19 protein-coding genes are annotated in these 22,946 nt (G+C 58.7%); 10 read left to right on the top strand and 9 right to left on the bottom strand.

Features of this window, described 5'->3' with window-relative positions; genetic code table 11:
- Positions 1 to 6: 6 nt before the first annotated feature.
- From BK658_RS16490 to BK658_RS16480, 3 genes are all read left to right on the top strand, one after another.
- Positions 7 to 1,446, top strand: coding sequence for a cytochrome ubiquinol oxidase subunit I (locus BK658_RS16490; RefSeq protein WP_123583192.1), 1,440 nt, complete (start codon positions 7 to 9; stop codon positions 1,444 to 1,446).
- Positions 1,447 to 1,449: 3 nt separating this feature from the next.
- Positions 1,450 to 2,457, top strand: coding sequence for a cytochrome d ubiquinol oxidase subunit II (gene cydB / locus BK658_RS16485; RefSeq protein WP_123583191.1), 1,008 nt, complete (start codon positions 1,450 to 1,452; stop codon positions 2,455 to 2,457).
- Positions 2,458 to 2,525: 68 nt separating this feature from the next.
- Entirely contained in the window at positions 2,526 to 2,693 is a 168-nt protein-coding gene (locus BK658_RS16480; protein WP_123583190.1) for a DUF2474 domain-containing protein, read from the top strand.
- 84 nt (positions 2,694 to 2,777) lie between these two features.
- On the opposite strand, the gene BK658_RS16475 is transcribed toward BK658_RS16480, so the two are convergent.
- Positions 2,778 to 3,902, bottom strand: coding sequence for a methyltransferase (locus tag BK658_RS16475; protein WP_123583189.1), 1,125 nt, complete (start codon positions 3,900 to 3,902; stop codon positions 2,778 to 2,780).
- A gap of 203 nt (positions 3,903 to 4,105) precedes the next feature.
- Complete coding sequence (locus BK658_RS16470; protein ID WP_123583188.1) at positions 4,106 to 4,822, bottom strand: autoinducer binding domain-containing protein; 717 nt, start codon at positions 4,820 to 4,822, stop codon at positions 4,106 to 4,108.
- A 343-nt stretch (positions 4,823 to 5,165) separates the two neighbouring features.
- Here BK658_RS16470 and BK658_RS16465 point away from each other — a divergent pair, with 343 nt between their 5' ends.
- Entirely contained in the window at positions 5,166 to 5,942 is a 777-nt protein-coding gene (locus tag BK658_RS16465) for a ferredoxin--NADP reductase (RefSeq protein WP_123583187.1), read from the top strand.
- Positions 5,943 to 5,987: 45 nt separating this feature from the next.
- On the opposite strand, the gene mscL is transcribed toward BK658_RS16465, so the two are convergent.
- Positions 5,988 to 6,401: a large-conductance mechanosensitive channel protein MscL gene (gene mscL / locus BK658_RS16460; protein ID WP_123583186.1), complete on the bottom strand. Its 414-nt coding sequence runs from the start codon at positions 6,399 to 6,401 to the stop codon at positions 5,988 to 5,990.
- Positions 6,402 to 6,686: 285 nt separating this feature from the next.
- On the opposite strand from mscL, the gene katB reads away from it, so the two are divergent.
- From katB to radA, 3 genes are all read left to right on the top strand, one after another.
- Positions 6,687 to 8,228 (top strand): catalase KatB, encoded by a 1,542-nt coding sequence (gene katB, locus BK658_RS16455; RefSeq protein WP_123583185.1) that lies wholly within the window; start codon positions 6,687 to 6,689, stop codon positions 8,226 to 8,228.
- Between the two features lie 64 nt (positions 8,229 to 8,292).
- Entirely contained in the window at positions 8,293 to 8,847 is a 555-nt protein-coding gene (locus BK658_RS16450) for an ankyrin repeat domain-containing protein (RefSeq protein ID WP_123583184.1), read from the top strand.
- Between the two features lie 45 nt (positions 8,848 to 8,892).
- Positions 8,893 to 10,260, top strand: a complete 1,368-nt coding sequence (gene radA / locus BK658_RS16445) for a DNA repair protein RadA (protein ID WP_019691594.1) — start codon at positions 8,893 to 8,895, stop codon at positions 10,258 to 10,260.
- An 8-nt stretch (positions 10,261 to 10,268) separates the two neighbouring features.
- On the opposite strand, the gene BK658_RS16440 is transcribed toward radA, so the two are convergent.
- On the bottom strand, positions 10,269 to 10,649 hold the full coding sequence (locus BK658_RS16440; protein WP_123583183.1) for a PilZ domain-containing protein: 381 nt from the start codon (positions 10,647 to 10,649) through the stop codon (positions 10,269 to 10,271).
- A gap of 141 nt (positions 10,650 to 10,790) precedes the next feature.
- On the opposite strand from BK658_RS16440, the gene BK658_RS16435 reads away from it, so the two are divergent.
- The 3 genes from BK658_RS16435 (at position 10,791) to yjiA (ending at position 14,222) form a co-directional block, all read left to right on the top strand.
- Positions 10,791 to 12,857, top strand: coding sequence for a carbon starvation CstA family protein (locus BK658_RS16435; RefSeq protein ID WP_123583182.1), 2,067 nt, complete (start codon positions 10,791 to 10,793; stop codon positions 12,855 to 12,857).
- Between the two features lie 15 nt (positions 12,858 to 12,872).
- On the top strand, positions 12,873 to 13,070 hold the full coding sequence (locus tag BK658_RS16430; RefSeq protein WP_010448516.1) for a YbdD/YjiX family protein: 198 nt from the start codon (positions 12,873 to 12,875) through the stop codon (positions 13,068 to 13,070).
- Between the two features lie 180 nt (positions 13,071 to 13,250).
- Complete coding sequence (yjiA, locus tag BK658_RS16425) at positions 13,251 to 14,222, top strand: GTPase (protein WP_123583181.1); 972 nt, start codon at positions 13,251 to 13,253, stop codon at positions 14,220 to 14,222.
- A gap of 130 nt (positions 14,223 to 14,352) precedes the next feature.
- Here yjiA and BK658_RS16420 read toward each other — a convergent pair whose 3' ends face one another.
- From BK658_RS16420 to BK658_RS16400, 5 genes are all read right to left on the bottom strand, one after another.
- Positions 14,353 to 15,081: a GntR family transcriptional regulator gene (locus tag BK658_RS16420; RefSeq protein WP_123583180.1), complete on the bottom strand. Its 729-nt coding sequence runs from the start codon at positions 15,079 to 15,081 to the stop codon at positions 14,353 to 14,355.
- Positions 15,082 to 15,125: 44 nt separating this feature from the next.
- Entirely contained in the window at positions 15,126 to 15,830 is a 705-nt protein-coding gene (locus BK658_RS16415) for a FadR/GntR family transcriptional regulator (RefSeq protein WP_123583179.1), read from the bottom strand.
- 68 nt (positions 15,831 to 15,898) lie between these two features.
- Entirely contained in the window at positions 15,899 to 17,212 is a 1,314-nt protein-coding gene (locus BK658_RS16410; protein ID WP_123583178.1) for a C4-dicarboxylate transporter DctA, read from the bottom strand.
- A 258-nt stretch (positions 17,213 to 17,470) separates the two neighbouring features.
- Positions 17,471 to 18,724, bottom strand: coding sequence for a serine hydroxymethyltransferase (gene glyA, locus BK658_RS16405; protein ID WP_123583177.1), 1,254 nt, complete (start codon positions 18,722 to 18,724; stop codon positions 17,471 to 17,473).
- A gap of 221 nt (positions 18,725 to 18,945) precedes the next feature.
- A complete protein-coding gene (locus tag BK658_RS16400) occupies positions 18,946 to 22,794 on the bottom strand; it encodes a sensor domain-containing protein (RefSeq protein ID WP_123583176.1) in 3,849 nt (1,282 codons plus the stop codon).
- Between the last annotated feature and the right edge of the window lie 152 nt (positions 22,795 to 22,946).

Here is a 22,946-nt window from a genome sequence, read left to right as displayed (position 1 = left end):
AGACTTATGTTCGGTTTGGAGGCACTTGATCTCGCCCGAATTCAGTTCGCGTTCACCATCTCGTTTCACATCCTGTTCCCGGCGATCACCATCGGCCTGGCGAGTTACCTGGCGGTGCTCGAAGGCTTGTGGCTGAAGACCCACAACGATACCTACCGTGATTTGTATCACTTCTGGTCGAAGATCTTTGCCGTCAACTTCGGCATGGGGGTGGTCTCCGGATTGGTCATGGCGTATCAGTTCGGCACCAACTGGAGCCGCTTCTCGGACTTTGCCGGTTCCGTCACCGGGCCGCTGCTGACCTATGAAGTGCTCACGGCGTTCTTCCTCGAAGCCGGTTTCCTCGGCGTCATGCTGTTTGGCTGGAACAGGGTGGGGCGCAAGCTGCACTTTTTCGCCACGGTCATGGTGGCTATCGGCACGCTGATCTCGACGTTCTGGATTCTGGCCTCCAACAGTTGGATGCAAACCCCGCAGGGCTACGAAATCGTTAACGGCCAGGTGATTCCGGTGGACTGGCTGGCGGTGATTTTCAACCCGTCGTTCCCGTACCGCTTGATGCACATGGCCACTGCAGCTTTTGTGGCCACTGCATTCTTTGTCGGCTCATCAGCCGCTTGGCACCTGTTGCGCGGCCGTGATAACCCGGCGATCCGCACCATGCTGTCGATGGCCATGTGGATGGCCTTGATCGTTGCACCGATTCAGGCAGTGATCGGCGACTTCCACGGGCTCAATACGCTCAAGCATCAGCCGGCAAAAATCGCCGCGATAGAGGGGCACTGGGAAAACGTCGGCAATGAGCCAACCCCGCTGATCCTGTTTGGCTGGCCGGACATGAAAGCCGAGAAGACCAGGTTCGCGGTAGAGATCCCGTACCTGGGCAGCCTGATCCTGACTCACTCGCTGGACAAACAGGTTCCGGCGCTCAAGGAGTTCGCGCCCGAAGACCGGCCGAACTCGACCATTGTGTTCTGGTCGTTCCGGATCATGGTCGGGCTGGGTTTCCTGATGATCTTCACCGGTCTGTGGAGTCTGTGGCTGCGTAAGCGTGACAGGCTGTATTCGAACCGTGCGTTCCTCTACCTGGCGCTGTGGATGGGGCCATCGGGCCTGATCGCGATACTCGCCGGTTGGTTCACCACCGAAATCGGTCGTCAACCGTGGGTGGTGTACGGGTTGATGCGTACTGCCGACGCGTCATCCATGCACAGTTTCCTGCAGATGAGCATTACGCTGGCACTGTTCGTCGTGGTGTATTTCTCGCTGTTTGGTGTCGGTCTGGGCTACATGATGCGCCTGGTGCGCAAAGGGCCGAAGATCAACGAAGGTGCCGAACCGAGCCACGGTGGTCCCGGGCAGCAACGTACACCGGCCCGTCCGTTGTCCGCTGCTGACGACAACGGTGAAGGTGATCACAGCCATAGCCTGAACAAGGGGAATTGAGTCATGGGTATTGATCTTCCGCTGATCTGGGCCGTGATCATCATCTTCGGGATCATGATGTACGTGGTCATGGATGGTTTTGACCTGGGAATCGGCATTCTCTTTCCCTTCATCAAGGGCCACCGTGACCGCGATGTGATGATGAACACCGTCGCGCCAGTCTGGGACGGTAACGAAACCTGGCTGGTATTGGGCGGCGCGGCGTTATTTGGCGCCTTCCCGCTGGCGTATTCGGTAGTGCTGTCGGCGCTGTACCTGCCGCTGATCCTGATGCTGATCGGCTTGATCTTCCGCGGTGTGGCCTTCGAGTTCCGTTTCAAGGCCAAGGACCACAAGCGGCACATCTGGGACAAGTGCTTCATCGGCGGCTCGCTGACGGCGACGTTCTTCCAGGGCGTGGCGCTGGGGGCGTTTATCGACGGCATACCGGTGGTCAATCGGCAGTTCGCGGGCGGCACGCTGGACTGGCTGACTCCGTTCTCGCTGTTCTGTGGCGTGGCGCTGATCGTCGCTTATGCGCTGCTCGGTTGCACCTGGTTGATCATGAAGACCGAAGGCAAGTTGCAAGAGCAGATGCACGATCTCGCACGACCCCTGGCGTTCGTGGTGTTGGCGGTGACGGGTATCGTCAGCATCTGGACCCCGCTGGCCCATGCCGAGATTGCTGCGCGCTGGTTCACCCTGCCGAACCTGTTCTGGTTCCTGCCGGTGCCGATCCTGGTGCTGGTGACGATGTACGGTTTACTGCGCGCTGTGGCCCGTAACACTCACTACACGCCGTTCCTGTTGACCCTGGTGCTGATCTTCCTCGGTTACAGCGGTCTGGGAATCAGCCTGTGGCCGAACATCGTGCCGCCGTCGATCTCGATCTGGGACGCCGCCGCACCGCCGCAAAGCCAGGGCTTCATGCTGGTTGGCACCTTGTTCATCATCCCGTTCATTCTGGGCTACACCTTCTGGAGCTACTACGTGTTCCGCGGCAAGGTGACCCACGACGACGGTTATCACTAGTAGGAGCAGAGCTTGCTCGCGATGGCGTCTTGACAGGCGCCATCAAACCCAGACCGAGGACCGAGGCAATGGCTGATAAACATTCTTTGCAGGAAATCGAACAGGCTGAAAAGAAGCCGCTCTGGCAGCGGCTCGGCTGGCTGGCAATGATCTGGACAGGCAGCGTACTGGCGCTGTTTGTCGTGGCCAGCCTGATGCGCATGTTCATGAATGCTGCAGGCCTGACCACTCACTGATCGACCCGAACATCCCATCCCGTGCTTTGCGGCACGGATTTATAACCCTCCACTGGAGGGTTTTTTTTGCCTGGGCGTTGGCCGTTATTTGCGGGCCTTGAGGATCACGAATTTGGGCGTTGCCGCAACCTGCTCGACACCGCGGAACAGGCGCGCGAGTTTGCTGTGATAGCCCAGATGACGGTTGCCGACGATGTACAGCGCGCCGCCCACCACCAGCGCTTCGCGAGCCTGCTGGAACATCCGCCAGGCGAGAAAGTCCCCGACCACTTGTTGCTGGTGGAAAGGCGGATTGCACAGCACCACGTCCAGCGACTGCGGTTCCTGCCCGGCCAGGCCATCGCCCGCGCGCACGATGACTTCGCGCTCACCGAGGGCGGCTTGCCAGTTTTCGGCCGCGGATTGCACGGCCATGAACGATTCGTCCACCAGCGTGTAGTGGGCTTGAGGGTTTTGCAGGGCGCTGGCGATGGCCAACACGCCGTTGCCGCAACCCAGGTCGGCGACCCGCGCGCTACCCAGGTTTTTCGGCAGATGAGGGAGAAACGCCCGGGTGCCGATATCCAGGCCTTCGCGACAGAACACGTTGGCGTGGTTGAGCAACTCGATCACGGGCTCATCGAGCTTATAACGTGTCGGGTAGGGCGACTGAGCGGGTTGCCTGGCGTCGGGTGTAGCAATCAGCAAGCGGGCTTTCTTGACCGCCAGCGACGCTTGCACCGGGCCGATGTAGCGCTCCAGCAGATCGCCAGCTGCCCGCGGCAGGTGTTTGATCATGGCCGCAGCAACCACTTGTGCGCCAGGTGCCAGTTGCGTTTGCAGGCGGATCAGTTGCTCTTCCAGCAACGCCAGGGTTTTGGGGACGCGGATCAGTACCCGATCGAACGGACCGATCAGTGGCGCACTGGCCGGTAGCACCGACACGACATCAAAGGGAAGGCCATTGCGTACCAGGTTCTTTTCCAATGCCTGGGCTGCGAGAAACGAATCACCGCTACTGGTGACCTGAACCTTGCCGACAAGGCTCGCTGCCAATGCACCAAAGCTGTCATTGAGCACCAGCACCCGGGCATCGGTGTCGGGCTGCTGTTCGGCCAGATGATTGAGCAGGTACTCGTCGGCTGCATCGAACGCTTGCAGCGGTTCGTTCTGCTGTTCGGGCTGGCGGATCAGATCAAGTTGGGCGAAGGGGCTTTCGAGCAGGGGCATGGGGCGGGGACTCTGGGTAATCAACGGGGGTCCTGCGGTTTTGCACGTATTCAATGCTGGACGGGACCGTCTGAGTGGACTGCGTTGCGGTGTCGTTCGCTTCATCACTCAGAAGGGGCGTAAATGGTACGTTTTTTTCCGTCGGATTACTCGCAGGTTTTCCGTCGTGGTCAGCGCTGACAAGCACTGGTATTGGGTCAGGCTCAGATATATTTGCACTTCGCGGCCTGCACCACCGCAGAAATTTTGTTGGTGACACCCAGTTTCTGGATCGCATTGTGCGTGTGGAAATTTACCGTACGTGTGGAGATGTTTAGGATGCGTCCGGTTTCCAATGCGGTCTTGCCTTTCGAAGCCCACAGCAGCACTTCCATTTCCCGCGTCGATAATTGAGTCGTGCTCAAGCCGTCCGGATTCTTGCCGGCCAGCTTTTGCATCGCGAGGACATGCAGCTTATGGCTGATGAACGTTGCATAACCGAGGTTTTCATAGAGTTCATAAGCCGTGATACGGCAATGGCTTCGGGCGACGCAGAGCATGCCGCTGCTATGGTTGTTCAGGTCATGTACCGGCAGCGACCAACCGTGCTGCATGCCTTGACCCGCGAGTGCGCGCCGTAGATCGGGGGCGTTGGCGAAGGTATTAATGTCCCAGAGAATGGGCAGCATTGAGTGATTGCAATGAGCTACTATTGGGTCTATCGCGCAGTAGTTGTTTTGTTCATAACGGGTGTTCCAGTCAGGTGAGTAATTATTAAGGTTCAGGTCATTATTACAATGATTTGGAGCATGAGAAGTCATTGAAAACGCACAATATTCGTAGCCAAGATTATTAAAGAAGCCAAGTGCTATCCTGTAAGCCTTTTCAAGGCTTGACTCATAAATCAGTTGCTTTAATCGAGTCTCCTTCCAGGTATCCATACAAACTGCTCCCTGTGTCTCGCTTCGTAGGTGTTTATTGGATCCAAAATCGGTACGTTGCGAGTGTAGGGTAATTCCTACAGGTGCGAAGTGAGTTTTTTGCTCTTGATAGGCTCGTTAAATAAATAACCGGTTATTAGAGGAACAGTACCTGTACAGAACATGAGATTTCCTCCGTCATCTGTAGAGATATTAAAACCATCTTCATCTTCTGGTTGCGAACCCTGCCTTTAACTCTTTAGTTAACAGTTAGTCATCTGTTGATTAATACCACTACAAATCGGCGGTGTTTCTTCGCCCGGCTTTGCGGGACACTGGAGCAACCAGATCTATGGAGCGCCCCATGACCGCCAGCGCAGAGAAGTTCACCCGACAAACCCTGCTCGATGTCCAACCATTGACCCCCGGTCTGTTCACGCTGCGTACCACGCGAGATCCGGGCTTTCGTTTTCGTGCCGGGCAATTCGCCCGTTTAGGGGTTACCAAGGCTGACGGCAGCACGGTTTGGCGCGCCTATTCCATGGTCTCTTCACCCCATGACGAGTTTCTTGAGTTCTTTTCCATCGTCGTTCCGGGTGGCGAATTTACCAGCGAGCTGAGTCGTCTGGAGGTGGGCGATACCCTGATGGTCGACCGTCAGGCCTTTGGTTTCCTGACCCTTGATCGCTTCGTCGATGGGCATGATCTCTGGTTATTGTCCACAGGGACAGGTATTGCGCCGTTTCTGTCGATCCTGCAGGACTTCGAGGTCTGGGAGAAATTCGAGCGAATCATTCTGGTGTATAGCGTGCGCGAAGCGCGGGAGCTGGCTTATCAGGCGCTGATTGCTGAATTGGAAGAGCGTGAGTATTTGGCGGAGCACGCCCATAAACTGCAATTTATCGCCACGGTCACCCGTGAGCCGCATCCGCAAGCGTTGAGCGGGCGTATCACCCAGTTGATCAAAAATGGCGAGCTGGAGCGGGTGGTGGGTGTCACGATGACGGCCGAACATTCGCGAGTGATGCTCTGTGGAAACCCGCAGATGATCGATGACACGCGCAACTTGCTGAAAGAGCGCGGCATGCAACTGAGTCTGACTCGGCGACCTGCTCAGGTGGCTGTGGAAAATTACTGGTAATGAAAAACGACGCCATCAGGCGCCGTTTATTTCGCAACGCAGCCTTCAGGGCTTGTTGTTCTGCGCTTTGAGCAGGTCGCGAATCTCGCTCAACAGTTCTTCTTCCTTGGTCGGAACCGGCGGCAGGCTTGGCGCCACAGCTTCTTCACGCTTCAGGCGGTTGATGGCTTTCACGCCCGCGAAGATCGCAAACGCGACGATCAGGAAGTCGATGATGCTCTGGATGAATTTGCCGTAGGCCAGCACCACGGCCGGGATAGTACCCTGCGCCGCTTTCAGCGTGACCGAGAGGTCCGCGAAGTCCACCCCCCCGATCAGCAGGCCGATTGGCGGCATGACAACATCGCCGACAAACGACGAAACGATCTTGCCGAACGCGGCGCCGATGATAATACCGACGGCCATGTCGACCACATTACCTTTGACCGCGAAGGCCTTGAACTCACTTATCACGCCCATAGGTTATTCCTTGTTACAGATGAGGTTGGTGAACGCAGTGTAAATCAGCACGTCGGGTCTTGCTCGACACAACTTCTTATAGCGTTCGCTGCTATCGACCCGATTGGCGGTAAATAGTTTTCAAAGTGCCATCAATCGCGCGCGAAATACCCGCCACCCCACAGATAGACCAGAAAAAACTCTCAATCGACTCGTTGTGTTCTTTCTATTTATGTTTTGACTGTCTGGTCATTAGCCTCTGTTCAGCGCACCTGGATGCGCTGCACAAAACCAGAGGAGTTCGACATGACCACCGCCATTAGCCGAGGGGCTTTTTCCCATCGCCGTGTATTCGGCGTCTTGACCGCCAGCCTGCTGTCATTCTCCGTTCACGCGGCGACCCTGACCCGCGATAACGGCGCCGCCGTGGGTGATAACCAGAACTCGCAGACCGCGGGGGCCACTGGTCCGGTGCTGTTGCAGGACGTGCAACTGATCCAGAAACTCCAGCGCTTTGACCGCGAACGCATCCCGGAGCGGGTCGTACATGCCCGCGGTACGGGTGCCCATGGCAGTTTCACGGTAACCGATGATCTCAGTGACCTGACCAAGGCCAAAGTCTTTGCCGCTGGCCAGACGACGCCGGTGTTCGTGCGGTTTTCTGCGGTGGTGCACGGCAACCATTCCCCGGAAACCCTGCGCGACCCACGAGGCTTTGCCACCAAGTTCTATACCGCAGACGGCAACTGGGACCTGGTCGGCAATAACTTCCCGACCTTTTTCATCCGCGATGCAATCAAATTCCCGGACATGGTCCACGCCTTCAAGCCAGACCCTCGCACCAACCTGGATGATGACTCACGCCGGTTCGACTTCTTTTCCCATGTCCCGGAAGCCACTCGGACGTTGACCGAGCTGTATTCCAACTCCGGTACGCCAGCGAGTTACCGGGAAATGGACGGTAATGGAGTTCACGCCTATAAATTGGTCAATGCCAAAGGCGAAGTCAGTTATGTAAAGTTTCATTGGAAGAGTTTGCAGGGGATTAATAACCTTGACCCAGAAGCCGTTACCAAGGTTCAGGGGCAAGACTACAGTCATATGACCAATGACTTGGTGGCACATATCAATAAAGGCGACTTTCCAAAGTGGGACTTGTACATTCAGGTTCTAAAACCACAAGACTTGTACAAGTTTGACTTCGATCCATTGGACGCTACCAAGATCTGGCCGGGTATCCCTGAGCGAAAAGTTGGACAAATGGTGCTCAATCGTAATCCTGCGAATGTCTTTCAGGAAACCGAACAAGTTGCCATGGCGCCGGCCAATCTAGTGCCGGGAATTGAACCTTCGGAAGATCGTTTGTTGCAAGGTCGAGTGTTCTCTTATGCCGATACGCAACTGTATCGCCTGGGCGCCAATGCGTTGCAGTTACCGATCAATGCACCAAAAGTAACGGTGAACAACGGTAACCAGGACGGAGCGATGAACACGGGTCGCAGCAGCGGCGGTGTGAACTATCAGCCGAGTCGTCTGGAGTTACGTGAGGAACCTCAAGCGGCACGCTACAGCCAGTCGGCGCTGTCGGGTACGACCCAACAAGCGAAGATCCAGCTCGAGCAAAACTTCAAGCAGGCCGGCGATCTGTATCGTTCGTTCAGCAAGAAGGAGCGCAGCGACCTGATCGAAAGTTTTGGTGGCTCGCTGGCCACCACGGATGACGAAAGCAAGCACATCATTCTGTCCTACCTCTATAAGGCTGACCCGGAATATGGCACTGGCGTGACCAAGGTCGCCAAGGGGGACCTGAGTCGCGTCAAGGCGCTGGCGGACAAACTGGTCGACTGATCGTTATTGCCTCAACCGGTTCTCGCACGTCTCGGCACTGTGCGAGAACCCAGGAGCATGTGCCATGCGAATATATCTTTGCCTGTTTCTGGCCAGCCTGGCGTTCAGCGTTTACGCAGAGCCCGGTGCCGATCTCACCCAGGACCCTGCCGTGCTCAAGGCGCACCTGCAGGACTACTATTTCGATGCCGCTCGTCGCGGCGATGTGCCGATGCTCGAGACGTTCATCGAGGCGGGCTATTCCCTCGAGACTCGCGACAGCAAGGGCTACACCGCGTTGATCCTGGCGGCTTACCACGGTCAGTCTGCGGCGGTAGAGCGCTTGCTCGGCGCCGGGGCCAACGCCTGCGCCCAGGACCTGCGTGGCAACACGGCGCTGATGGGGGCGATCTTCAAGGGCGAAGTGCAAATAGCCCGGCGACTGTTGGCGACCGATTGCAGCCCGGATCAACGTAATGGCGCAGGCCAGACAGCGGCGATGTATGCGGGCCTGTTCAAACGGGTCGAGTTGCTCGACGCCTTGGCTGCCAAGGGTGCCGACCTGAATGCCGAAGATCCGCTGGGTAACAGCGCCGCGCGTCTGGCCGCGGGCGAAATCCGTACCCCGGTGCCGCGCTGATCGTGTCCAGCTGAGCTATCATCGCGGTTTTTTCCGGGAGTTCAGATGGCCAAGGCAAAGCGCATGTACGGCTGCACCGAGTGCGGCTCGACCTTCCCCAAGTGGGCCGGCCAATGCGGCGAATGCGGGGCCTGGAACACCCTGACCGAAACCCTGGTGGAAAGTGGCGGTGCAGCTGCCCCCAGCGGTCGCACCGGCTGGGCCGGGCAGCAGGCGCAGATCAAGACGCTGGCCGAAGTCAGTGTCGAAGAAATTCCACGTTTCTCCACCGCGTCCGGTGAGCTGGATCGGGTGCTCGGTGGCGGCCTGGTCGACGGCTCGGTGGTGCTGATCGGCGGTGATCCGGGGATCGGCAAGTCAACCATCCTTCTGCAAACCCTGTGCAACCTCGCAACCCGGATGCCGGCGCTCTACGTCACGGGCGAAGAGTCCCAGCAGCAAGTGGCCATGCGCGCCCGACGTCTGGGCTTGCCGCAAGATCAACTGCGGGTCATGACCGAAACCTGCATCGAAACCATCATCGCCACGGCACGGGTGGAAAAACCCAAGGTCATGGTGATCGACTCGATCCAGACGATTTTTACTGAACAACTGCAATCGGCGCCGGGCGGGGTGTCCCAGGTTCGCGAAAGTGCGGCGCTGCTGGTGCGTTACGCGAAACAGAGCGGCACGGCGATTTTCCTCGTCGGCCACGTGACTAAAGAAGGCGCATTGGCAGGTCCCCGAGTGCTGGAGCACATGGTCGACACGGTGCTGTATTTCGAAGGTGAGTCGGATGGACGCTTGCGTCTGTTGCGAGCAGTGAAAAACCGCTTCGGCGCGGTCAACGAGTTGGGCGTGTTCGGTATGACCGACAAGGGCCTGAAGGAAGTCTCCAACCCTTCGGCGATTTTTCTCACCCGCGCGCAGGAAGAAGTCCCGGGCAGCGTAGTGATGGCGACATGGGAAGGCACACGACCCATGTTGGTGGAAGTTCAGGCACTGGTGGACGACAGCCACCTGGCCAACCCACGCCGTGTCACCCTCGGCCTGGATCAGAATCGCCTGGCCATGCTGTTGGCAGTGCTGCACCGTCATGGCGGTATACCGACGCACGACCAGGACGTGTTCCTCAACGTGGTCGGCGGGGTCAAGGTGCTGGAAACGGCATCCGACCTGGCGTTGATGGCGGCCGTGATGTCCAGCCTGCGCAATCGGCCATTGCCTCACGATCTGCTGGTGTTCGGTGAGGTTGGCTTGTCTGGTGAAGTGCGGCCGGTGCCAAGCGGTCAGGAGCGCTTGAAGGAAGCTGCCAAGCACGGTTTCAAACGCGCCATCGTGCCCAAAGGCAATGCGCCGAAGGAAGCGCCCGCCGGGTTGCGGATTATCGCTGTGACGCGACTGGAACAGGCGTTGGACGCGCTGTTTGAATAAACCCACCTCTACACGAGTGGTGAACTGTGGATCAGTGCGCCCAGTTCCCGCTCAAGCTCGGCCTGATCGCCCGTATTGAGTTCGATCAAACGTCGCAGACTGCTGACGGACTCCAGATCGATGTACCGACAGACGAAGCCTAACTGGTGGTTATTGTCATGGGACAGTTGCACGTCCATGCGGATCTCGGTGTCACTGCTCAGGTGAATGTCGACCGAAAACATCTTCTCTTTGTCCCCAAGCCAGGGCTCGGGGCGTTCGATCAACAGGCCCTTGAGTGATAGGTCGAGCAGTTTCACCGGCCACCGATGCTCGCCTTGGCTGAGCTCGGTCTTGGCATCGAAGGCAATGCGTTTGAAGCGGCGGTGATTGGCGGGGTGCTCCCTCATGGCGCAATCCTCTGGGTGTTCGCTGACTATAGACCAGCATCCGCACAGGCTGCCACCCTACGTCGGGGTATGGTCTTTGGCGCCAGTAGCGCTAAACTCGGGGTGGCTGTCTTTTTTGTCCACTCTGGCTGGAATAAAAAAATGAAAAATAATAATAGCCTGCTGCGCCACTTACCCTGGCTGTTGCTGGCAATCATAGGCGCCTGTGCCCTGGGCGTAGTGGCTTTGCGCCGCGGCGAGGCGATCAATGCCTTGTGGATTGTGGTCGCGGCAGTGGCCATCTATCTGGTCGCTTACCGTTACTACAGTCTGTTCATTGCCAATAATGTAATGCAGCTCAATCCACTGCGAGCCACCCCCGCTGTCGTCAACAACGACGGTCTGGACTACGTGCCAACCAACAAACACATTCTTTTCGGCCACCACTTCGCGGCCATCGCGGGCGCCGGGCCACTGGTCGGCCCGGTACTGGCGGCGCAAATGGGTTACCTGCCTGGCACGCTCTGGCTGATCGCCGGCGTGGTGCTGGCCGGTGCCGTCCAGGACTTCATGGTCCTGTTCATGTCGACCCGCCGCAACGGTCGCTCCCTGGGCGACATGGTCCGTGAAGAAATGGGGCAGATTCCCGGGACCATCGCGCTGTTTGGCTGCTTCCTGATCATGATCATCATCCTCGCGGTGCTGGCGCTGATCGTGGTCAAGGCTCTGGCCGAAAGCCCGTGGGGCATTTTCACGGTGATGGCGACCATCCCGATCGCGATGTTCATGGGCGTGTATATGCGCTACATCCGCCCGGGCCGCATCGGTGAAATCTCCATCGTCGGCGTGCTGCTGTTGCTCGGCTCGATCTGGCTGGGCGGGCAGATTGCCGCTGATCCGGTCTGGGCCAAGGTCTTCTCCTTTACCGGGATCCAGATCACCTGGATGCTGATCGGCTACGGTTTCGTCGCGGCAGTATTGCCGGTCTGGCTGATCCTGGCGCCGCGTGACTACCTGTCGACCTTCCTCAAGATCGGTACCATTGTCGCCTTGGCGATCGGCATCCTGATCACCATGCCCGAGCTGAAAATGCCGGCATTGACCCAGTTCACCGACGGCACCGGTCCAGTGTGGAAAGGCGGGCTGTTCCCGTTCCTGTTCATCACCATCGCCTGCGGCGCGGTCTCGGGTTTCCATGCGCTGATTGCCTCCGGGACCACCCCGAAACTGCTGGATAACGAAAGCAACGCCCGTTACATCGGTTACGGCGGCATGCTGATGGAGTCCTTCGTGGCCATCATGGCGATGGTGGCGGCTTCGGTGATCGAACCGGGTGTCTACTTTGCGATGAACAGCCCGGCGGCGATCGTCGGTGGTGAGGTGATGCAAGTCGCGCAAACCGTCAGCAGTTGGGGTTTTGCGATCACCCCGGAAGCCCTGCAAGCGGTAGCCAGGGACATCGGTGAAACCACTGTGCTGGCCCGTGCCGGCGGTGCACCAACCCTGGCGGTCGGTATTGCGCAGATCCTGCACAACATTCTGCCGGGTGAAAACACCATGGCGTTCTGGTACCACTTCGCGATCCTGTTCGAAGCGCTGTTCATCCTGACGGCGGTCGACGCCGGCACCCGTGCCGGGCGTTTCATGCTGCAGGATTTACTCGGTTCCTTCGTTCCGGCACTTAAACGTACCGAGTCCTGGACCGCCAACCTGATCGCGACCGCCGGTTGCGTGGCAATGTGGGGCTACCTGCTGTACCAAGGCGTGATCGACCCGTTGGGTGGGATCAACACCTTGTGGCCACTGTTCGGTATCTCCAACCAGATGCTGGCCGGCATCGCGCTGATGCTCGGCACCGTTGTGCTGATCAAAATGAAACGCCAGCGCTACATCTGGGTGACCTTGCTGCCCGCCGCCTGGCTGCTGATCTGCACCACCACCGCAGGCTTCATCAAGCTGTTCGACGCTAACCCGGCGATCGGCTTCCTGTCGCTGGCGAAGAAATACAGCGATGCCCTGGCCAACGGTCAGATCCTCGCCCCGGCCAAGGACATCACGCAGATGCAGCACGTGATCTACAACGCCTATACCAACGCAACGCTGACGGCGCTGTTCCTGTTCGTGGTGTTCAGCATCCTGTTCTATGCGATCAAGGTCGGCATTTCCGCCTGGAGCAGCAAAGAACGCACGGATAAAGAATCGCCATTCCAGGCTGTTCCAGAAGCGTAATCGAGGGTTGCAAGCATGTTCAATGACCTGAGTCGCCTCGGTAAATACCTCGGTCAGGCTGCGCGCCTGATGGTCGGCATGCCCGACTACGACACCTACGTCGAGCATATGCAAACCAAACACCCGGACAAACCGGTGATGAGCTACGAGGCGTTCTTCCGGGAACGCCAGGAGGCCCGTTACGGTGGCAAGGGTGGGCCGAAGTGCTGTTGACCCGCTGACAGCGGGTTATCAGATGTGATGTGGGAGCGGGCTTTTTGTGGGAGCGAGCCTGCTCGCGATAGCGGTCCGACAGTCAGCTGCAATGTTGAATGTTCAGCCGTCATCGCGAGCAGGCTCGCTCCCACACTGACCTGCTCCCATTTTTATTTGTGTAGTTGAAGGAGATCGAGTTTGTCCTCTCCCATCCCGGTAACTGTCCTCAGCGGCTTTCTCGGCGCCGGCAAAACCACGCTGCTGCGTCACCTGCTCAAAGCCGAGCACGGTCTGAAAATCGCCGTGATCGAAAACGAATTCAGCGACGCCGGCATCGACACCCAACTCTTGGGCGATGAGCCGGTGCAAGTCATGACACTGTCCAACGGCTGTGTCTGTTGCACCATTTACACCGACCTGACCAAGGCCCTGTACCTGTTGCTGGAACGTCTGGACAGCGGCGAAATCGCCTTCGACCGCCTGGTGATCGAATGCACCGGCCTGGCCGATCCGGCACCCGTGGCGCAGACCTTCTTCATCGATGAAGAGCTGCGCGAGCGCTACATTCTCGACGGCATCATCACCTTGGTCGATGCGGCTCACGCCGAGCAGCACCTGACCCAGACCATCGCCCAGGCGCAGATCGGTTTTGCCGACCGTTTGCTGGTGAGCAAGCGCGATCTGGTCGACGAGGCGACGTTTACCGCGCTGAGCGAACGTCTGACCCGGATCAATCGTCGTGCGCCGATCCGCGTGGTCGAACATGGCAAGATCGATCTGGCCGAGTTGCTCGACGTGCGTGGTTTCAATCTCAACGCCGACCTCGGCGGTGGCGTCAGCCTGCGCCCGGTGAACAAGGCGCCGTCTATCGACCGCATCTCGAGCCTGGTGCTGCGGACCGACAAACCGCTGGATATCGACAAGCTCAGCGAGTTCATGAACGAACTGCTGGAAGACCACGGCAAGCAGTTGTTGCGCTACAAAGGGGTGCTGAACATCGTCGGCGAACCTCGGCGCATGGTGTTTCAGGGCGTACTGAAGTTGTACGGTTTTGACTGGGATACTGAGTGGGCTGAGGATGAAGGGCGGGAAAGTGTGATCGTGTTTATTGCCGATGATCTGCCGGAGGAGAAGATTCGCGAGGGGTTTGCGCGGGTGGCTGCGGAGTAAGGTCGGGCATTTTTAGCGTGTTTGAGGCCGCTATCGCGAGCAAGCTCGCTCCCACAGGGATTAGCGGTGTACACAATATGTGTATTTCAAGCCGATCCAGTGTGGGAGCGAGCCTGCTCGCGATGACGATCTAACCGGTTACGCGATCATGGGCTGATCCCGATTCAGGGCTCAGTAATTTCTGCTCCAAATGATCCAGATGCTCCGTCATCAACCCCTCGGCGGCCTTGGCATCCCCTCGCTCCACCGCCTCGACAATCGCCGCATGCTCCTGCCACGCACAATGACTGCACGACTGTTCTTCATAGCGGGCGATAGCCAGCGAAGTCAGCGGCACCAGGCTGCCAAGAAATTGTGCCAACGGTGCGTTGCCGGCGACGTGCGCCAGTTGCAGGTGGAACTCCCCTGACAGGCGAATGGCCGGCCCGCGCTGGTTTTGCTCGATACAACGGCGTTCGCGTTCGATTAATTCGCGTAACTGCGGCAGGTGCCGGGAAGTCGGTTGCTGGCAGGCCAGTCGCACCAGGGTGGTTTCAGTCAGCCTGCGGGCGTGGAGTATCTGGCGGGTTTGTTCGGCATCGGGCGCCGCGACTTGCGGGCGATGATTGGGCCGCAGGATGACCACCTGCTGATGGGACAAACGCGCCAGTACCTGGCGGATGATGCTGCGGCTGACACCGAATACCTGGCCGAGGCTTTCTTCGGTGAAGCGGCTGGCCGGGGCGATGCGTTGTTCGAGAATAGCGTCGAAAATCTGCGGATAGATGTCATCGACGCAACGCTTCTTTTCGCTCTGGCGGCGCAAGGGCAGGGCGGCAGAAATCGAGAAAACGGGATTCTTCAAGGCGTAGGAACTCATGGCCTGTCTCCAGTCCGGTTGCCGATAGGGGGTTCTACAATCAGTTATTGGCCCAGACTGTCGTCCGGGATGTTCAGCTCAATGCCCATCCGTTGCCCTTCCTGAAGGATGTGCCGACGCATTTCGGCACTGGCCAGGGCGCTGTTCTTGTTACGGATCGCGCGGACCACGGCTTCGTTTTCTTCCAGTCGCTCGGCCAAATGCTCCGGTGAATTGCGCAGCACCTCGGCGCTCTGTTTGAGGGCGTTGCTGGTTTGCTGCACGACGTTCTGGAAGATCGGGTTTGAGGTCAGGGTGAACAGCTCTTCGTGGAATGCGATGTAGGCGTTCATTCCGGCTTCGCTGTCGTTGGCTTCGAGGGCTTCGCGCATGTCCATCAGCGTCAGGCGCAGTTGGCCGATTTCCTTGCTGCTGATGGACTGGGCAACCAATCCGACAATGAACGGTTCGAGGGTGTAACGCAGTTGCAACACATCCTCGAGACTGGCGCCGGCTACGCCACTGTCGTTGGCTGGCGCGTCGTTCAGGTTGGCCTCCAGCACCACCACGCCTTTGCCGGGCATGGAGCGCACCAGGCCGAGGGTCTCCAGCACGATCACCGCTTCACGCAGGCTAGGCCGGCTGATACCCAGTTGTTCAGCCAGTTCGCGTTGCCCCGGCAACATATCGCCAGAGCGCCACTGCCCGCGCGCCAACGCGGCGCGGAGCTTTGCAACCACTGAATTTACAACTGTCGATGAGGTGATCACTGTTCGCTCCATGAGAGACGGTAAAACGCTGAATTGTTGTGCCTGCCAGTGACAGGCACAAGGTTCGGTCAAAATTCTTGCTGATGCGCCGGCGGCGCTGATTTACGCGACTGGAAGGTGTAGCCCTGCTCGCCGGACAGTACCTTGTTGGCACGCTGGACATCGATGTCTTTTTCCCAGCGGGCGATGGCCACGGTGGCGACGCAGTTACCGATCAGGTTGGTCAGTGCCCGGCCAATGCCCATGAACCAGTCCACCGCCAATACCAGCACCAGGCCCACCACCGGAATCGCCGGGATCGCGGTCAGGGTCGCCGCCAGAATCACCAAGGCCGAGCCGGGAATGCCGTGGGCACCTTTGGAGGTGATCAGCGAGACCAACAGGATCGTCAGCAAATCGCTCATGGCCAGCGGTGTGCCGGTGGCGTTGGCGATAAACACGATGGCCAGGGTCAGGTAGATCGAAAAACCATCGAGGTTGAACGAGTAACCGGTGGGAATCACCAGGCCAACCGTCGAGCTGCCGATGCCCAGGTGCTCCAGTTTTCGCATGATTTGCGGGAGCACGGCGTCAGAGGAGGCGGTACCCAGGACGATCAGCAGCTCTTCGCGCAGGTACTTGAGAAATGGCAGCAGCCGCAGGCCGGAAAGGCGCATCACCAGCCCCAGGATCAATGACACGAACACCGCACACGTCAGGTAAAACAGGCCGATCAGGCTGCCCAGGTGTTGCAGGGAGTCCAGGCCATATTTGCTGGTGGTGAAGGCAATCGCACCAAACACACCAATCGGTGCCAGACGCACAATCATGCCCATGATGCGGAAGATCACATGACTGAGCTCGTTGATCAGTCGCGAGATTCCCGACGCCGCTTCACCCACCAGGTTCAGCGCGCTGCCGAACAATACCGAGAACAGCAGCACTTGCAGAATATTGTTGTCGGCAAAGGCACCGATCACCGAGGTCGGGATCAGGTCCATCAGGAACTGCGTGGTGGTGTGCATGTGCTGGCCGCGCTGGGCGATATCGCCCATGTCGGCGGTGGAAAGCTGATCCAGATGAATGTTCGCGCCGCTGCCGATGCCGGTGCTGAACGCGAACACCAGACCGATCACCAGGGCGATGGTGGTCAGCACTTCGAAGTAGATCACCGATTTGAGGCCGATGCGTCCGACCTTTTTCAGGTCTCCAGCGCCGGAAATACCGCTGACCACCACGCAGAACACGATCAGGCCGATGAGCATTTTGATCAGTTTGATGAAGCCGTCGCCGAGAGGTTTTAACTGGGCGGAGTATTCGGGAAGGGCCAGTCCGCAGATGATGCCGAGCACCAGTCCAAGGACAACTTGAAGGAAGATTGAGCGCGAGCACCATCTGAGCATGGGAGGAGTCCTGGTGAGTGTCCTGGGTGCCGTGCGCTGTGCGCATCAGATTCAGGACTTAATTATTGTGGTCTTACCGGTATGTCCAGTGCAGGCGCAGTTTAGGCGCTGTTTTCAGAGGGCTGCAAGCAGAAAATGACGAATTGGCTTTACCGGTCTTACCAGTTGTGCGGTAAGGGCCGATCTTGAGCGGTTTCGCAGGCAAAAAAAACCGGCCATCACTGGCCGGTTTCTTTTTGCTGCGGTTAAGCGGGCTGATTAAGCGCCGTATACCGGCAGCTTCTTGCAGATAGCCTTGACCTTCTCGCGAACGGCGTCGATCACCGCTTCGTTGGAAAGGTCTGCCAGGATGTCGCAGATCCAGCCGGCCAGCTCTTTGCACTCAGCCTCTTTGAAGCCGCGAGTGGTCACAGCCGGAGTACCGAAGCGCAGGCCGGAGGTGACGAACGGGGAGCGTGGATCGTTCGGTACCGAGTTCTTGTTCACGGTGATGAACGCTTTGCCCAGAGCGGCGTCGGCGTCTTTACCGGAGATTTCCTGCTTGATCAGCGACAGCAGGAACAGGTGGTTTTCGGTACCGCCGGAGACCACGTCAAAACCGCGCTCGATGAACACGCCGGCCATGGCCTGGGCGTTCTTGACCACTTGTTGCTGGTAGGTCTTGAACTCAGGCTGCAGGGCTTCCTTGAAGCAGATCGCTTTAGCGGCGATCACGTGTTCCAGCGGGCCACCCTGGGCGCCCGGGAATACCGCGGAGTTCAGTTTCTTCTCGATGTCGGCGTTGGCGCGAGCCAGGATCAGGCCGCCACGTGGACCGCGAAGGGTCTTGTGGGTCGTGGTGGTGACCACGTCAGCGAATGGAACCGGGTTCGGGTAGACGCCAGCAGCGACCAGACCGGCTACGTGAGCCATGTCGACGAACAGGTAGGCGCCAACCTTGTCAGCGATTTCACGGAAGCGCGGGAAGTCCAGGATCTGCGAGTAGGCAGAGAAACCGGCCACGATCATTTTTGGCTTGTGCTCAACAGCCAGACGCTCGACTTCGTCGTAGTCGATCAGGCCGTTGCTGTCGATACCGTACTGAACGGCGTTGTACAGCTTGCCGGAGGAGGAAACGCTGGCGCCGTGGGTCAGGTGACCGCCGTGGGCCAGGCTCATGCCCAGGATGGTGTCGCCCGCTTGCAGCAGGGCTAGGTAAACGGCGCTGTTGGCTTGCGAGCCGGCGTGTGGCTGAACGTTGGCGTAATCGGCGCCGAACAGTTGCTTGGCACGGTCGATGGCCAGTTGCTCAACCACGTCGACGTACTCGCAACCGCCGTAGTAGCGCTTGCCTGGGTAGCCTTCGGCGTACTTGTTGGTCAGAACCGAGCCTTGAGCTTCCATCACCGCTGGGCTGGTGTAGTTTTCCGAAGCGATCAGCTCGATGTGTTCTTCCTGGCGCTGAGCTTCTTGCTCCATGGCGGCAAAAAGGTCGGCGTCGTACTTGGCAATAGTCAAATCACGGCTGAACATGGCGGTCCTCAAGGATCGGGGGCAGAAAAGGAAAGCATTCTAACCCAATGGGTTTTGTCTGGCATATGAAAGGACATCATGTCGCAGACAAGTGGTGTTCATGACGGGATATGCGGTGATTGTGCAGGCCTCATCGCGAGCAGGCTCGCTCCCACATTTGAAATGCGTTCCCTGTGGGAGCGAGCCTGCTCGCGATGGCGTCATACGCTGCACCGCAAATCTTAGTCGAACATGAACAACGCATCATTGCTGAACTGCGCCTCGAAACGCGCCGCCGGCATCGGGCGGCCAAACAGATAACCCTGCACTTCGTCGCAGCCGTGTTCACGCAGGAAGTCGAGCTGTTCGTGAGTTTCGACGCCCTCGGCGATCACCGCCAGGTTCAGGCTGTGGGCCATGGCAATGATCGCCCGGGCAATCTGCGCGTCCTGTTCGCCGGACGGCAGGCCGTCGACGAAGGTCCGGTCGATTTTCAGTACATCGATCGGGAATTGCTTCAAGTAGTTCAGCGATGAATAACCGGTGCCGAAGTCGTCGACCGCGATGCTCAGGCCCAGGTTTTTCAGTCCGGCGAGAATCTGCATGGCTTCGCTGACTTCACGCATCAGGATACTTTCGGTCAGTTCCAGCTCCAGGCAGGCCGGTGACAGGCCCGTGTCCTTGAGGATGGTGGCGATGCGCGTGCCAAGCTGGCCGTCGGAGAATTGCCGTGCGGAGATGTTCACCGAGACTTTCGGGACGCGGACCTTGCTCTGGTGCCAGCTCTTGAGCTGACGGCAGGCCTCGCTGATCACCCAGTCACCGACATCCACCACCAGCCCAAGCTCTTCGAGCACTGGAATGAAGTCTCCCGGCGGTACCAGTCCGCGGCGTGGATGCCGCCAGCGCAGCAGGGCTTCGGCGCCGGTCAGGCGCTTACCGTCGCCGCTGAATTGCGGCTGGTAGTACAGAACGAATTCATTTTGCTCAAGGGCGTGGCGCAGGTCGCTTTCCAGTTCCAGGCGCTCCAGGGCGCTGGCGTTCATGTCCGCCTGATAGAACTGGAAATTGTTCTTGCCGCGCTCCTTGGCGTGGTACATCGCCGTGTCGGCGTTCTTCATCAACTGGCTCAGTTCGTTGCCGTCCTGCGGACTCAAGGCGATGCCGATACTGGCGGTGACAAAGAACTCGCGGCCTTCGAGGACAAACGGCTTCACCAGGCTGGCAAGGATCTGCTCGGCGACATGAATCGCCCGGTTCAGCGCGATCTCGCGGCTGGCCCGCGGTTGCAGGAGCAAGGTGAACTCATCGCCGCCCATGCGCGCCACCGTGTCGTCATCGTCGACACAAGCGAGCAGGCGGGTGGCCATTTCCTTGAGCATGCGGTCGCCGGCGGCGTGGCCGAGGGAGTCGTTGATCGGTTTGAAACGGTCGAGATCGAGGAACATCAGCACGACCCACGACTTCTGCCGCTCTGCCGATTGCAGCGCGGTGTGCAACCGGTCCTGGAACAAGGTGCGGTTGGGCAGGTGGGTCAGGGCGTCATAGTAGGCGAGGCGGTGAATCCGCTGTTCGCTGGCCTTGCGCTCGCTGATGTCACTGAAGAAGCACACGTAGCTGGCGAGGTCGCCTTCGTCATCGAGTACCGCCGTAATGCCGACCCACGCCGGGTAGTGTTCACCGTTGCGGCGCTTGAGCCAGACTTCGCCTTCCCAGGTGCTGTGCTGGTGCAGTTGTTTGAGCACATACCGCAGGTGGGCTTCCTGCTGGTCATCGACGGTCAGCATGTTCGGTAACTGATCAAGGACCTGTGCCACTTCGTAACCGCTGACACGGCTGAAGGCTTCGTTGGCCTGCACGATGTAGCCGGCCGGGTCGGTGATCAGAATCGCCGACGTCGAGTGCTCGAAAACCGTGGCTGCCATGCGCAGGTCTTTTTCGGCGCGGCGCTGCTGGCTGATATCGCGACCGACCCCGAGCACGCCTTCGAACGCGCCATGTTCATCCCAGACCAGTACCAGGCGCAGTTCGATCGGGATCTTGCGCCCGTCGGCGCGCAAGCAGTCGAACAGGAACAGCTGGGTTTGCACCTGACTGCGCAGTTGCGCCAGTTGCTCGGGTTTATCCAGAGCCTTGCTGACCCGGTCCATCAGGCTGTAGATGCCGGTCAATTGTTGCGGGTTGGCGATGGTTGATTGCCAGCCATTCTGGAAGATCCAGTCAACGTCATAGCCAAGCACGGCGTTCACCGACGGGCTGACGTAATTGAGCGAGAGTTTGCTGTCGGTGGAGAAAATCACGTCGCTGATGCTTTCAGCGAGCATCCGGTAACGCTGCTCGCTGTCGCGCAAGGACTCGCTGGCTTCGATCTGATCGGTAATGTCTTTGGCCACGCCAATGATACGGGTGACCTGGTCGTGTTTGTCCCGCGCCAGCGCCTGCTCGCGGACTTCGAAACGTCGCCAATTGCCGTCGCGATGACGGAAGCGCAACTGGCACTGCATCAGTTGGGTGTAACCGGCCTGGCGCTGTTCCTGCCGCAAGCGGTGGTAGTGATCGGCGTCTTCGGGGTGCAGCAGAATCTCCCAGAAGTACTCGCCCATCTGGTGCAGTTCGGTTTTGCTGTAACCCAGCGTCTGGCCCAGGTGGTGGTTACTGAAAATCATCCGCTGGCTGATCACGTCCTGCACGTAGAGATGATCCGGGACGGTACGCACGACATCCGACCAGAAACCTTCACGCTCCAGCAGCGACAACTCGACAATTTTACGGCTGGTGATATCGCTGATGCTGAGGATCACCGCTTTGGCGTCGTGCTGTGCTTGTGGCAAATGCAACACCAGCCACAGATGCTGGTCGCGGCCCTGGGTGTCCCTGAGCTTGATCTCCAGTTCCAGCTGTTTCTGCTGGTTGAGCACGGCATCGAGCAATTGGTTGCCGATGGCATTGCCATCCAGTGGCCCGCCTTCGATCAGCAGCTTCCAGGCTTGCTCGCTGGACTGGACGTTGAGCAGGTGCAAGGCGACCTGGTTGACCTCGGTGATGCGCAACTCTTGTAGCAACTGTCGGCGTTGTTCGGCGTTCTCCAGCCACCGCTGCAATTGCTCGCTGGTGTGCAGTTGCGCCTTGTCGAGGCAGGCTTTGAGCCCGGAGAGATCCAGTACGCAGAGCGCAACACCGGTGCCGTCGAAAATGTCCCGATAGCGCCGACGGCCGTCATGCACCTGACGCTGGCGTCGGCGCATATTCAACAATGCGATGAGCGGTAGCAGCGAGAAGGCCAAACCCAGCAGGCATTTGCCGATAAACACCGGCAGCAGTTGTTCGATCACTCGTTGCCGGTCAAACAGCCCGCGTAATTGCCAGTCGCTGTTACTCAGTGGGACGACCAGTACGCTATTTGCCAGGTCATTGGCGTTTACCGTGTCCGGTTGGTTCGAGGGCAACCCGTCGTCGCGGCTGATGATCTTTTGGTTGATGCGGTTTTCCACCACCCACAGCGGACGGATTCCTGTGTCACTCTGTTTGGTCAGCGAAGAGAAAAACGTCGGCCGCAGGCGCAAGACCCAGTAGTCGCGCGTGCTGCCACTGGCCTGGTGCAGCAACAGGTTCACCACCGAGCCGTCGTTGGCGTTGCTGAAGTAATGCACCTGCGCGTGACTGCGCCGCACCAGTTCGCTCAGGTAGTCGGCATCCTGGCTGTCGCTGGCGCTGTCACTGAGGATTTTCCCCGAGGGGCTGAGCAGCGCGAGGCTGAGTAAATCAGGCAGGGATTGCTGCAGTTTGCGCAGCAACGCCTGTTGCTGATCAACGGTCTGCGGTTTTTCGACGATCGGTAGCAGATTCAGTGCGATCTGGGCGTTGAGTGCCATGTTCAAGCTGACTTGCGCGGCCATATCGGCGGTGTAGTCGATGGTGTACTGGCGCTGGCTGTTCTGGGTTTCGCTCAGTTGGTCGAACAACTGCCAGAACAGTAATCCGATCAACAACAGGACAAGCGTCGCCAATGCACCTTTCAAGGTGCCGCGCAGGGGCGATCCGGTCGCAGGACTCAGTGCGCTCACGGACGAAGGCGGAGTGACATTGGACAAACTATGATCCTGCGGTTTGGCTGGATTGGCGCGACGTGCACTATAAGCCGGACGCCCGGAGGGCGGCTAGCATGCCTTGAGTTGTGGCAAAGTGCCAGCCCCTCTCGGCTGGACTGCCTTTCATCATTAAGGTAGCTTTGCCGGTTACGCGG

This window comes from Pseudomonas brassicacearum, from assembly GCF_003732175.1.
Classification (GTDB): Bacteria; Pseudomonadota; Gammaproteobacteria; order Pseudomonadales; family Pseudomonadaceae; genus Aquipseudomonas; species Aquipseudomonas brassicacearum_G.
Note: the sequence above shows the minus strand (reverse complement) of the source record. Positions and strands in the feature narration are given on the sequence as shown.